Raw genomic sequence first — 13500 nt, forward strand, 5'->3', positions numbered from 1 at the left:
TGGTTATTTCTGAACGTGCCGGGCGCTAACGCCCGGTGTAACCGGCATCCACGGCGATCACGGTGCTCGTCACGTAAGAAGCCGCATCGGAAAGCAACCACAGGGCCGGTTGCGCGATTTCGCGCGGGCTACCAAAACGATTGAGCAAGGAAATCATGGGTGCGTATTCCTCGCCGCTCGTACCCAGGGCTTCGAGTGCATCGTGCAGCATGGGAGTATCAATTGCGCCCGGGGCAATAGCATTGACGCGGATATTATGTGGCCCGTTCTCCACTGCTGCCACCTTGGTTAGGCCAATCACTCCGTGCTTGGCGGAAACATAGGCGGGGTTAAAGGGTTGGAGCCGAATTCCGGAAACCGAAGCGGTATTGACGATGGCACCTCCATCGCCTTGCGCGAGGAACTGCTTAATTTCGTACTTCATGCACAGCGCCACACCCTTGAGATCGACTTTCATGAGCTTATCCCAGTAGTCTTCATCGAATTCCGAGGTGAGCGCATTATCGGGGGCCGCCGCGGCATTATTGAAAGCACCATCCAAGCGCCCGTAGGTTTCTACCGCGGTAGCAACCATCTTTTGGACAGATTCGGAATCAGAAACATCGGTACGCACCGCAATAGCTTCGCCACCGGCCTTCTTGATGGTAGCGACAGTTTCTTCAGCGCCTTCCAGATTGTAGTCAGCGACGATGACCTTGGCGCCGGCTTCAGCAAAAAGAATCGATGCTTCGCGCCCGAGTCCGGAGGCTCCGCCCGTGACAATAACGCTCTTATCGGCAAGAACCGGGAAAGTGGTGACATTGTTACCCCGCATAGCTACTCCTTCGTGGTAGGGGACCATAGTCGCAATCTATCGAAGGGGCGCCGCGAAGGTCGTTCGTCGGGGAAGTTTTACGCTACGGGCCTACGCCGGATGCGCAGCGAGGGGCGCTTGATGCCGAGCCGGTAGCGGCGCTTCGGGGCCCGCCCGATGAGGAAAATTCCGAGCAGCATAATAATCGCGCCTAGCCATTGCAGGGCGGAGAGTCGTTCACCCACAAGAACCGCGGAAAAAACAATGGCGCTCAGCGGCTGAATCAAAATAAGGGTGGCGGCCACAGAAGGATTGACCAGCGGCATACTCGCCTGGCAGAACAACCACCCCAGCACCTGGCTGGATAGCGCAATAAGAATCATCCAGCCCCAAGAACTCGCCGACAGCGCGAGGGAGAGGGGCCCGTGAGTAGCAATGAGGAGCGGAGTGGACACCACCGTGGTAACCAGGCACACAATCGCCATGGCGGTGCCCTGGTGATGCGGAGAATTGGTGCGCCCGGTGAGGACTACATAAACGGTGTAGGTCAGGCCCGCGAGCGCGGAGAGGATAATGCCACGTACCAGGTCGGATCCACCTGCGCCGTCGAGAATACCGGAAAGCAAGAAAATCCCGCCGAGCGAAAAAGGTGTGGCTACGAAAAACATCCACGGCACCCGGTTGCGGAAGAACAGCCACGCGACCAAAGGCACCGCGAGGGCCTGCACGTAATTGACCACCACGGCGGAAACCGAGGGGCCGGCCAGCAGCACGGAGGGCGTCCACAGGGCCATATCCACCCCGAAGCACACCCCGCATATCGCGTAGAGCAGCAGATCAGCGCGCCGCATCGGCCCGTACTGGCGCCATTCATGAACAACCATGGGCAGTAGGGCGAGGAAAGCTAAGCCGAAGCGGAAGAACACAATCGTGGTGGCGTTTTCTCCCGATAGCGTGATGAAGGGAGAAACAAGTCCCACGAGAACCGAAGCGACGGCGAGGGTGCCGCGCGGGGACGCAACAGCGATTTTGTCCACGAGGGAGCGGCGCTGGAGGGCCACGTGATCACAACTCCTGATAGGGGTGAAGAAGAACCGAAACAACGAGGGCAGCGGCTCCGGCCGGGGCCGGATAAGCGCACGCAGCAAGGATATACCCTGAGGGCATCGGGATTGTAGTTACTACCGCGTTCCGGCGGCGGTGACGAAATCGATGAGTTCTTCCATGCGGCCCAGCAGTGCGGGCTCAATATCTTTGTAGGAGTGCACGCAGGAGAGGATGTGGGCCCAGGCCCGGCCAATATCTTCAGCCGTTTCGTGCGGCCAGCCGAGCCGGCGCAGGGTACCCACCTTAATATCTTCACCCCGCGGTACCTCCGGCCAGGCCCGCAAGCCGATCGCGGCCGGTTTGACGGCCTGCCACACATCAATATAGGGATGGCCGAGCACCAGCACGCCCGGGCCGGCCACCCGCGCCGCGATCTGCGATTCTTTCGAGCCGGGGACCAGGTGATCCACCAGCGCGCCCAGGCGGTGCTCATCATCGGGGGCAGTTTCCTTCACCACGGCTTCCAGGTTATCCACCCCGAGTAATTCCTCGACCACCACCCCTTCGAGGGCCAGATCCTCACCCCAGATCTTGGCCACGAGTTCGGCGTCGTGCTTCCCTTCCACCCAGATACGCGAGGCGCGTGCCACGCGCGCCCGTGCTTTCACGTGAAAAGAACCGGAGGCGGTGAGGAGCCGGCCGCGCGGCGTCTCCGCGCGCGGGGCGGTGATCTCCACCGGTTCGCCGTCAATCCAATAGCCTTTGCCCAGTGGGAAGGAACGGCGCACCCCGCCGCGGCCCTCCAGTTCCATTTGCCAGCGCCCGGCTACTTTCCCCACCGAGAGCACTTCGCCCACAAAGCCGGAGGCCACGTCTTCAATGAGGAGGCCGGGTGCGGCCGGGACGGGGCGGGAGGCGCGGCGGTGGTCGTGCGGATCGCGAGCGAGCACGTCGTCGCCGTAGCGATCAGGCATTCCGGTAGCAGAGAACATCACGCTCTAAGGGTATGCGCTCCCGGGCCGCCCCGCGTAGAATTAGCACTCGAAGGTATAGAGTGCTGAGCGGGGCTCAGGGTAACTCAAGGTAAGGCTACAAGCACTGCCGTGGTTCCACGGCGCAGGGAGGAAGGAAACCGGTGGCGGCAGAAGATCGGCGCGGGCGCGTTCTTGAGGCGATTGTGCGCGATTACGTCACCACCCGCGAACCGGTGGGATCCAAGGCCCTCGTGGAACGCTACGCGCTGGGAGTTTCCCCGGCCACCGTCCGCAGTGATATGGCGGTTCTGGAAGAAGCCGGGCTGCTCACCCACCCGCATACCTCGGCGGGGCGTATTCCCACGGATGCCGGCTACCGGGCTTTCGTGGATTCCCTCACCACCGTCAAACCGCTTTCCCGGGCGGAACGGCGCGCCATTAGCCAAATCTTGGACGCCGCGGTGGACCTGGACGATGTGCTGGAGCGCGCGGCTCGCTTGCTTTCCCATCTCACCCAGCAGGTCGCGGTTATCCAATACCCGGCCCTCGATAAAGCGGTGCTGCGCCACCTGGAACTCATTTGGCTCGGCGCTACCCGTATTCTCCTCGTGGTTATTACCAGCGCGGGGCGGGTAGAACAGCGCGTTATCGCGGTGCCCCCGCACGTGGAGGGCCTGGATGTGGATGCGGTGAGCCGGGAAGTCACCACCCGCTGTAACGGCCAGCCACTCACCACCGCGGTGGCCGTGCTCGCGGAGATCGCCGAACGCAGCGAACCGGAAGCCGCCGCGGCCCTGCGCGATATCGCGGCAGCGCTCACCACCGCGGTGCATACCGGCGCGGAGGACCGCCTCACCATGGCCGGCACCGCCAATCTCTCACGCCACTCGGTGGATTTCCTCCACTCGATTTCCCCGGTGCTGGATGCCCTGGAAGAACAGGTGGTGCTGCTGCGTCTCCTCGCCGCGATGGAAACTGATGTGGCAGTATCCATCGGGGTGGAAAATGACCATGAAAACCTGAGTGAAACCTCGGTGGTCTCCTCAAGTTACGAAGTAGCCGGGCATGAAGTGGCCCGGGTGGGCGTCGTCGGCCCTACCCGAATGGACTATCCCGGGAATATCGCGGCGGTGCGCGCCGTTGCCCACTATCTATCCGGTATTCTGTCCGGGCAGTCGTAGTGGCGGTCGCAGTGGTGATCGCAGTGGTAGGGAACGGAACTATCGCAGCGTAGCGCGTGGCGCCGGGCGCGGTTACTCGTGAGTGAAGCACGCCGGCGCGCGGGCAGGGCGCAGAAAAGAACAAAGACGGGAGAAATGTGGCTGATTTTTACGAAACCCTCGGGGTGGAACGCGATGCGAGCCAGGAAGAAATCCGCAAAGCGTACCTGCGCCTCTCGCGCAAATTACACCCGGATCACGCCGGTCCGGAAGCCGCAGAACGCTATAAGGAAGTCAACGAAGCGTATACGGTGCTCTCCAACCCGGATTCGCGCCGCCAATATGACCTCGGCGGGCGCGGCGGGGGAGCCGGGGCGGCCGGTTTCGGTTTCGATATGAACGATATTTTCTCCACCTTCTTCGGGGGCGGGGGAATGCGCGCCGGCGGTCCGGCCCCGCGCGGAGAACGCGGGCGCGATGCCCTCCTTGGTTTGAGCATTGAACTTTCCGATGTGGTCTTCGGAGCCCAGCGCCAGGTGAGCGACTCCTTCTTCACCGTGTGCCCCACCTGCGCGGGCAGTGGCTGCGCGGCCGGATCCCAGCCGGTGACTTGCGGGGCCTGCCAGGGCCAGGGGATGGTCCAGCAGGTCACCAATTCCCTCTTCGGGCAGATGGTTACCCAGGTGCCCTGCCACACCTGCGAAGGCCACGGCACCGTTATCGCCGACCCCTGCCGCCCCTGCCACGGCACCGGGCGCATCCGCCAAGAAAAAACCCTCACCGTGGACATCCCGGCCGGCATCGAGAACGGTATGCGTATCCGCCTGCGCGGCCAGGGCGACGCCGGAACCTTCGGCGCCCCGGCCGGCGATATCTTCGTGGAAATCCGGGTGGAAGAACACCCCATTTTCCAGCGGGTGGGCGATGAACTCCTCGGCGAAGTCCAGGTGCCCATGACTTTCGCGGCCCTGGGCGGCAGCGTCACCATCCCCACCCTGGATGGGGACCGCGAGCTGGAAATTCCCGCCGGGACCTCCTCCGGCGTGGTCCTCACCCTCAAGGGCCTGGGCGTGGCGCGGCTGCGCGGCAAAGGCCGCGGGGATATGCGGATCACCGTCGCGGTGAAAACCCCCACCGACCTGGACGAACGCCAGCGTGAACTCCTGCGTGAACTGGCCGAATTACGCGGGGAAAGCGTGCAGGATGCCCAGCTCGCCGAGCAGGGCAAATCCTTCTTCGATAAATTGCGCGAAAGGTTGAGTTCACTGTGACGCTCCCGCTTTTCTTCGCCGACTTCCCCGCCACCCGGCCCGGGGGCGGAGCCGGCGCCGCCCTGAGCGTAGGTCAGGAATTGAGCCTCACCGGTGACGAAGCCCGCCACGCTAGCGTGATGCGCATTCGGGTAGGGGAGGAGATCCTCATCTCCGATGGGGAGGGCCGGCGGGCCCGCTGCACGGTGAGCGCCGTCGCCAAAAATGAGCTGCGTGCCCGCGTGGAGGAAGCGAGCGCGGAACCGAAACCGGCCGGGCCAATCACCCTGGTCCAGGCTCTCGCCAAAGGCGGGCGTGACGAACAGGCCGTGGAAACCTGCACCGAATACGGGGTGTGGGATATTCTCCCGTGGGAAGCGGCTCGCTGCGTCGCCTCCTGGAAAAACAAAGAGGAGAAGGGCCGGGCCCGCTGGCAGGCGACGGCACGCGCCGCGGCGAAACAATCGCGGCGCAGCTATATTCCGCGCATCCGTTCTTTAAGTACGACGGCGCAGCTACCCCAGGCCCTTACCGGGAGCACCGTGCTGCTCTGCCACGAGGAAGCCGAACTGAGCCTGGCGGAGGCGGTGGCCCGCGGCAAGGTGACTACCGCGCAGGTGGCCGGGCCCGTGGCCGTCATTATCGGCCCGGAAGGCGGTATCGCACCGGAAGAAATGGAGATCTTGCAAGCAGCGGGGGCCATCCCGGTGCTGCTGGGCGCGCATGTGCTGCGCAGTGCCTCCGCCGGGGCCTACGCCCTGGCAAGTATCGCCACCGTGCGTGCGCTGGGCACGCTACTATAGGACGTAATGACGCACACAGAAAACAGCCAGCGCACCATTGTGGTGCCGGACCGGGTTTCCATGATTCATCTGCTCGGGCATCGTGATGACGTGCTGCGAACCCTGGAAGAACGGCTAGCCCCCACCACCATTCACGTGCTCGGCCACCGGATCACCCTAACCGGCCCGGCCGCGGAGCTCGATCTTGCCGAATCACTTATCGGGGAATTAATCGACGTCGTCGCCGAAGGTGAAATCCTCACCCGGGACGCAGTTGCCCGCGCCGTTGATATTGCGCGCGCCGGCGTGGCGCATCCCACCACGCTGCTGCACACCGATATTTTATCGAACCGCGGTAAAACGATCCGGCCGAAAAGCCTGGGGCAAAAAGCCTACGTGGACGCCATCGACGCCCACGATATTACCTTCGGGATCGGGCCGGCCGGCACCGGGAAAACCTATTTGGCCATGGCCAAAGCGGTGGTAGCTCTCAATGACGGGCAGGTCAAACGTATTATTTTGACGCGCCCGGCGGTGGAAGCCGGAGAATCCCTCGGCTTCCTGCCCGGATCCCTCACCGATAAAATCGACCCGTACCTGCGCCCGCTTTACGACGCCATGTATGACATGCTCGACGCGGATTCCATTCCGAAACTCATGGCGGCCGGCACCATTGAGGTGGCGCCGCTAGCCTATATGCGCGGGCGCACCCTCAACGATGCCTTCGTGATTTTGGACGAGGCGCAGAACACCACACCCGAACAAATGAAAATGTTCCTCACCCGGCTCGGCTTCAACTCTAAAATGGTGGTGACAGGCGATATCACCCAGGTTGATCTCGGGGCGAATAAAGTGTCCGGATTGCAGGTGGTGCGGCGGATTCTGCGCGATGTTCCGGGGATTCATTTCTCGGAGCTGAGTTCGGCGGACGTGGTGCGCCACCGTTTAGTTGCCGAAATTATTGACGCCTATGCCCGCTGGGATTCCCGGCAGCGTTAGCGCGGGGCGATAGGTGTGAGTAGCGGCGAGTAGTGCGGCGTGCGTTGCGGTAGGGCAGTTTCGGGAGAAGCTAGGGAACGGTTGTCAGGAAAGACCACATGATAGAAGTAAATGACGAATCGAGTTTTAGTCCGGCTCCGGATCTGGAAGAGATCTCGGAGCTAGCCACCTACGTCCTCGATAAGATGCGGGTGCATTCCATGGCGGATCTGTCCATCGTGCTCCTCGATGAGGATGCCATGGCGGATCTCCACGTCACGTGGATGGACCTGGAAGGGCCCACGGACGTGATGTCCTTCCCCATGGATGAGGTGCGCCCGGCTCCGCCCGGCGAAGAACCGCGCCCGGGAATGCTCGGCGATATTGCGGTATGCCCGCAGGTTGCCAGCCGCCAGGCCCACGCCATGGGGCACTCCACCGCGGAAGAAATTCTGCTCCTCGTGACCCACGGGATTCTGCATCTGCTCGGCTACGATCACGCAACCCCGGAAGAAAAAGACACCATGTTCGCTTTGCAACGCCAACTCCTCCTCGTGTTCCTGTCCGAACGCGGGGGAGGCGATCCGCGCCCCACGGAGGTGTAAGAAAGGATGGATCACTTACCCGTGGCAGCGGGAACGCTGCCCTCCGCCCCGTTTTATATAGCTGCCGGACTGTGCCTCCTGCTTTCTTTGTGGTGCACAGTGGTGGGCGCGGCCCTCGGGCGCATGACCCGCACCGAAGCCGCGGAAATGTACGCACATAAGGAACGCGGTTCGGCGCGCGTGGTGGCGATCATGGCCCGCCGCCCGGCCGCCTCCATGGGCATCGCCGTGGTGCGTGCGCTCCTCATGGCCAGCTACGGAATCTGCTTCACTTTCGCCCTCGGAACCGATGTGGCTGCCTGGTGGCAGATCTTCCCCATTTTCTTCGGCGTGACGGTTCTGGCCCTCCTCGCTTTCGCCTTCTTCAACCCCCTGAGTTTCGGGGTGGAACGCCACCAGCGGGTGCTACGCAAAGCCACCTGGTGGCTTTCCCCGCTTACCTGGCTGCTCTCGCTGCTGATCCGGGAACGTGAATTTTCACCCGAGGAAGCCGAACAACGCCAAGAAGACCAGCTCGCCGTTATGGTGGAACGCGTGGCCGAATCCGAAGCCTTGGACGATGCCGAACGCGATATCCTGCAATCGCTTTTCGATATGGGTAATACCCTGGTGCGCGAGGTTATGGTGCCGCGTACCGATATGATCGCGGTGGAGGCGGATGAAACCCTGGATCGCGCCATCTCCCTCTTCACTCGCTCCGGTTTCTCCCGGGTGCCGGTCTACCGGGAATCCATTGATGATGTGATCGGAGTGCTCTACCTCAAGGACGTGATCCGGCGGGTGCACCGGCGCCACCAGCACGATGACCTGCGGGTAGCCGATCTGGTACGCGAACCGGTTTTCGTGCCGGAAACCAAGATTATTGACACCCTCATGCGGGAAATGCAGGCCGACCAGGTCCACATCGCCCTCGTGGTGGATGAATACGGCGGAATTGCCGGCCTGGTCACCATCGAGGACCTCGTGGAAGAACTCGTGGGCGAAATTTCCGATGAACACGACCGGGCCCTCCCGGCCGTGGAAGAACTCGAAGCGGGAAGCTTCCGAATCCCGGCGCGCATGCCCATTGACGACCTCGGTGACCTCTTCGGCATCGAATTGGAGGACGACGACGTAGATACCGCCGGCGGCCTCTTCGCCAAGAGCATCGGGCGGGTCCCCATCCGCGGCGCCGAAACAACCGTGGCCGGAATCCACATGGTGGCCGACCGCTTCGAAGGGCGCCGGCGCCGGTTATCGACTATTATCGTTGCGCGCGAAGAAACCGAAGATGAGGGCGAGGACTAAAACACAATGACGGTGGAGAACACAGAATTTCGGGCCGGGTTCGCCTCGGTGGTGGGCCGCCCGAACGCCGGGAAATCAACCCTCACGAACGCGATGGTGGGGAAGAAGGTCGCTATCACCAGCGCCCGTCCGGAAACCACCCGGCGTATTATCCGCGCCATTGTGACCCGGGATGCCGGCCAGGTGATCCTCGTGGATACCCCCGGAATGCACCGCCCGCGCACCCTGCTGGGCGAACGCCTGGGCGATATGGTGCGCGATTCCATCGCCGATGTGGACACCATCATCATGTGCCTGCCCGCCAATGAAAAACTCGGGCCGGGTGATAAATACCTCCTCGATCTGGCGGTGCGCGCGAAAGTACCCATGATCGCCGCGATTACCAAAACCGATCTGGTTACCCGCGAAGCCCTCGCGGAAAAAATTGTGGCCGTGGCGGCCTTCCATGATTTCGTGGAGATCGTGCCGGTGAGTGCCACCACCATGGATCAGGTGGAACTCCTCACCGAGCAGATTATTAAGCAGCTTCCCGTTTCCCCGCCGCTGTATCCGCTGGATGCCATCACCGACGAAACGGAAGAAACCCTCATCGCGGAACTTATCCGCGAAGCCGGCCTGGAAAAAATGCGCGAGGAACTCCCGCATTCTCTCGCGGTCACCATCGACGAAATTATTGAGGAGACCGCACCCAACGGGGGCCCGCTGGTGCGTATCCACGCCTCGCTGCACGTGGAGCGCGATTCCCAGAAAGGGATTGTTATCGGGCGCGGGGGAGCGCGTCTGCGCCAGATCGGGCGCGATGCCCGCAAAGCCATTAAGGCGCTGCTGGGCACGCCGGTCTACCTAGATTTGCACGTGAAGGTCTCCAAAGACTGGCAGCGCGACCCGAAAATGCTGGATCGACTCGGGTTCTGATACGTGCGCCTGACTGATCTTCCCTACACCCCGCCCACCGAAAATCCGCCGTCGGGGCGCACCCTGGTGCCGGCTAGCAGCCTGGAGAGCGCGGATCGCACCGCGCGCCGGGGCTGGCGGCGCTGGCTGCCCACCCATAAACGCTTCGTCACCTGGCTCATTGTGGTGTTGGCCGCCGGGCTCATCGGGAGTGCCTTCGGCCCGGGCTGGAATCCGCAGCCCATGACCGCGGCGATTGCCCCGCAAACCCCGGATACCACCATTTCTACCGGGGTCCCCACCGCACGGCTGGGAACCTACCAGGTGGCCAGTAGCACGGTCACGATCACCTTGCGCGATGGCACCCTGATTCCCGCCGTCGTCAAACGCCCGGTGGGTGCGGGCCCGGCGGTGCCCGGGATGCTTTTTATCCACGGCACCGGCACCTCTTCCGCGCGCGATTTCGGGCGGGAAACCGAAGCGATTGCTTCCACCGGGATTATTACGGTGGTTCCGGAAAAACGGGTGGCGAACTATACGACGACGCATCGCGATTACCTCCAGCTCGCCGCGGATTTTGAGGATGTGTACCGGGAGATGCTCTCCTGGGAGGATGTTGATGCACGCCACTCGGGTCTGTACGCGGTATCCGAAGGCTGTTTCGTGGCCCCGATTGTGGCCACCAGCGCGAAGGCGGTCAATTACGTGGCCCTCATCAGCGCGCCGGTGCTCCCGATCCGCCAGCAGGGCGCCTACGCGGCGGACGCCTACCTGCGCGAAATTCACGCCCCGGCCCGGCTGCGCGCCGCCATCCCGAAACTCATCGGCCAGGATTTTGGCCCCGATACTTTCCGCTATATCGATTTCGATGCGGCCCCCTACGAGAAGCAGATGACCATGCCGGTCCTCATGCTCTACGGCACGGCCGATAATTCCATGCCGACCATCCAGGGCCCGCAGATGATGGCCCGCTACCTGGAAGAAGCCGGTAATAGCGCGCTCACGGTGCGCTATTACAAGGACGCCGACCACGGCCTCCAGATCAACCGCAGCAAGCTTTCACGCGCGGCCATGCAAGATACCGCGGATTGGGTCAATGGTTTACCCTTTACGGCGACGGCGCAACCGCGGGTGGCCGGTGACCAACCACGGCAGGCCTTCGTGGCCCCCACCCTCACGGCCGGCGGGTGGTTCACCGCCCAAACAGCGCTCTATATCGCGCTGGGCGGCGTGGCCCTCCTGGCGGTGAGCATCGTGCTGGTGGCGGTGTGCTGGATTCCGGTGCGCGGGCATCGCCTCTCGAATTTCTCCGGATCGGGGGCAGCTCTCAATCTCGCTTCCCTCTCGGTGGTGGGTGCCTGGGCGGTCTTCCTCGTGTACCTGGTGGCCGTTGCCCATATCGCGCTCACCTATTCCCATAATCTCCTCATCGTGCAGGGCGGTTTCGCCCTTGTTCACCTGGCGGCACTGGGAGCGGCGTGGATGCACGTACGGGCCGCTTTCCGCAGCTGGAATGCCCGGCCCGGCATGGGGCGCATCGCGCGGGTTACTACGCTGCTCACTTTGTGTGCCCAAGCGGTGCTACTCATGAGCTTGGGATACTGGAACGCCTTCCCCGCGGTGCTATAAACCGCCGAGATCGTCCATAATACGGGCGTTATGTCTCACATCTTGGAAAACTCTGTGCATATTCAGCTAGCTGAGGGGCTAGAGTTATGCCTATGGGTACCCTTCGCCTTCTCCTTATGAGCCGCCGCGAGCTTATTCGGCTTCTCGCGGCGGGTTAAGCTGCGCCGTCGTTCTTAAAATTACCGCCACACAAAAATAAAAGGTGACCACCCCATGAAAACTTCCGGATACACGCACCGTCAGCGCCCCTCGGGTATGCCCTTCTACAAGTATCGGCCGTTCCTGGACACGAATCCGATTGCGCTGCCGGATCGTACCTGGCCCAATAATCGCATTACCAAGGCGCCGCGCTGGCTCTCCACCGATCTACGCGACGGCAACCAGGCCCTTATCGAACCGATGGATATGATCCGCAAACGGCGGATTTTCGATCTGCTCGTCAAGATTGGCGTGAAGGAAATTGAGATCGGTTTCCCGGCCGCCTCCCAAACAGATTGGGATTTTGTGCGCTCTCTAGCGGAAGACGGCGCGGTGCCCGACGACGTGACCGTCTCGGTTCTCACCCAGTCGCGCCCCGAACTTATTCACCGCACCATCGACGCGCTGGCTGGATTCCCACGCGCCACCGTGCACCTGTACAACGCCACCTCGCCGGTTTTCCGCGATGTGGTTTTCGGTTCCTCCAAGGAAGCCATCCGCGAACTAGCTATGGCCGGAACCCGGGAAATCGTGGCCTACGCTGAAAAAGTGCTTCCGGATGATCTCATTTTTGGCTTCGAATACTCCCCGGAAATCTTCGTGGATACTGAAATTGATTACGCCCTCGAGGTGTGCTCGTCCGTCATGGATGTGTGGCAACCGGATGCCGAGCGCGAAATTATTATTAATCTTCCCACCACGGTGGAACGCGCCACTCCGAACGTCTACGCTGACCAAATCGAATACTTCTCCCGCCATATCCCCAAGCGCGAGTACGTGGCGCTTTCCGCGCATAACCACAATGACCGCGGCACCGGGGTGGCCACCACCGAATTGGCGATGCTCGCCGGTATTGACCGGGTGGAAGGCTGCCTCTTCGGGCAGGGGGAGCGCACCGGAAATGTTGATCTTATTACGGTGGCGATGAATCTTTATTCGCAGGGGATTGATCCGGAGCTGGATCTTTCCGATATTGATGCCATCGTGGATGTGTGCGAAGAATGCACCGGGATTGAGGTGGGCCCGCGGGTGCCCTACGCCGGTTCGCTTGTCTACACCTCGTTCTCCGGCTCCCATCAGGACGCCATTAAGAAGGGGATGCAACGGCGGGCCGCGGATCTGGCCGCGGCCGGCGGAGATGAACGGCAGGTTCCCTGGGCGCTGCCCTATCTGCCCATTGATCCCAAGGACGTGGGGCGCACCTACGATGCCATCGTGCGGGTCAATTCCCAGTCCGGCAAGGGCGGAGTTGCCTACCTTATGCAAACCACCCGTAACCTGGATCTGCCCCGGCGCATGCAAATCGAACTCTCCCGCATTGTGCAAACCTGGACGGAACGCACCGGCGAAGAAGTCAGCGCGGATACCCTGTGGGATATTTTCGTGGACGAATACCTCCCGCTCTCGCAAGGATACGGGGAGCAGGAGCCGGCGGGCGCTTCTGCGGCGAAGCTGACCGGTGCAACGAGCGCAACGGGTTCGGCCGGCGCGGCGGGCGCTGCTGCCTCGCAGAACGCACCGGGCGCGCCGGGCGCGACCAGCACCCCGTGGGGCCGCTACCGCTTGCGCGCCCTGGAATTCACCAATAACAGCGGCGGGGTGACCGATATTAGCGCCGTCGTGGAAACCCAGGCGGACGGCGTGCAGCATAGCCTGCACGGCAGTGGCAACGGCCCCATCCACGCTTTCGTCAACGCGATGGAACAGCTGGGCGAATATATCCACGTGCTCGACTATGCCGAACACACCCTGAGCGAGGGTACAGATGCTTCGGCGGCAGCCTATGTGGAATGCGAGATTGATGACCAGGTGCTGTGGGGCTGCGGTATTCACACCTCCACGACACGCGCCGGCCTCAAGGCGATTATCTCGGCTGTCAATCGCGCGCACCGCTAAACTGGGA

The 13500-nt window shown here is 62.3% G+C and carries 12 protein-coding genes; 9 read left to right on the plus strand and 3 right to left on the minus strand.

The features are described 5' to 3' along the window. Positions 1-25: 25 nt before the first annotated feature. From CYJ17_RS06430 to CYJ17_RS06440, 3 genes are all read right to left on the minus strand, one after another. Entirely contained in the window at positions 26-814 is a 789-nt protein-coding gene (locus CYJ17_RS06430; protein ID WP_101657582.1) for an SDR family NAD(P)-dependent oxidoreductase, read from the minus strand. Positions 815-891: 77 nt separating this feature from the next. Next, entirely contained in the window at positions 892-1854 is a 963-nt protein-coding gene (locus CYJ17_RS06435; protein ID WP_145989731.1) for a DMT family transporter, read from the minus strand. A 120-nt stretch (positions 1855-1974) separates the two neighbouring features. Further along, entirely contained in the window at positions 1975-2832 is an 858-nt protein-coding gene (locus CYJ17_RS06440) for a DUF3097 family protein (protein ID WP_101594929.1), read from the minus strand. A 143-nt stretch (positions 2833-2975) separates the two neighbouring features. Between CYJ17_RS06440 and hrcA the strand changes: the two genes are divergently transcribed. From hrcA to CYJ17_RS06485, 9 genes are all read left to right on the plus strand, one after another. Beyond that, positions 2976-3995, plus strand: a complete 1020-nt coding sequence (gene hrcA / locus CYJ17_RS06445; protein ID WP_101657581.1) for a heat-inducible transcriptional repressor HrcA — start codon at positions 2976-2978, stop codon at positions 3993-3995. A 137-nt stretch (positions 3996-4132) separates the two neighbouring features. Then, on the plus strand, positions 4133-5245 hold the full coding sequence (dnaJ, locus tag CYJ17_RS06450) for a molecular chaperone DnaJ (protein WP_101594922.1): 1113 nt from the start codon (positions 4133-4135) through the stop codon (positions 5243-5245). Beyond that, entirely contained in the window at positions 5242-6027 is a 786-nt protein-coding gene (locus tag CYJ17_RS06455; RefSeq protein ID WP_101594919.1) for a 16S rRNA (uracil(1498)-N(3))-methyltransferase, read from the plus strand. The genes dnaJ and CYJ17_RS06455 overlap by 4 nt, the downstream gene beginning before the upstream one ends. A gap of 6 nt (positions 6028-6033) precedes the next feature. Then, complete coding sequence (locus CYJ17_RS06460; RefSeq protein WP_035277247.1) at positions 6034-7005, plus strand: PhoH family protein; 972 nt, start codon at positions 6034-6036, stop codon at positions 7003-7005. Between the two features lie 98 nt (positions 7006-7103). After that, positions 7104-7589, plus strand: coding sequence for an rRNA maturation RNase YbeY (gene ybeY / locus CYJ17_RS06465; protein ID WP_026429421.1), 486 nt, complete (start codon positions 7104-7106; stop codon positions 7587-7589). Positions 7590-7595: 6 nt separating this feature from the next. Further along, positions 7596-8876 carry a hemolysin family protein gene (locus CYJ17_RS06470; RefSeq protein WP_087070849.1) on the plus strand — a complete coding sequence of 427 codons (1281 nt, stop codon included), beginning with the start codon at positions 7596-7598 and terminating at the stop codon, positions 8874-8876. A gap of 6 nt (positions 8877-8882) precedes the next feature. Next, complete coding sequence (era, locus tag CYJ17_RS06475; RefSeq protein WP_101594916.1) at positions 8883-9791, plus strand: GTPase Era; 909 nt, start codon at positions 8883-8885, stop codon at positions 9789-9791. Between the two features lie 3 nt (positions 9792-9794). After that, positions 9795-11399: an alpha/beta hydrolase family protein gene (locus CYJ17_RS06480; RefSeq protein ID WP_101594913.1), complete on the plus strand. Its 1605-nt coding sequence runs from the start codon at positions 9795-9797 to the stop codon at positions 11397-11399. A gap of 213 nt (positions 11400-11612) precedes the next feature. Next, positions 11613-13493: a 2-isopropylmalate synthase gene (locus CYJ17_RS06485; RefSeq protein WP_101594910.1), complete on the plus strand. Its 1881-nt coding sequence runs from the start codon at positions 11613-11615 to the stop codon at positions 13491-13493. Positions 13494-13500: the final 7 nt, after the last annotated feature.

It is taken from the genome of Actinotignum timonense, from assembly GCF_002860685.3.
Taxonomy (GTDB): Bacteria; Actinomycetota; Actinomycetes; order Actinomycetales; family Actinomycetaceae; genus Actinotignum; species Actinotignum timonense.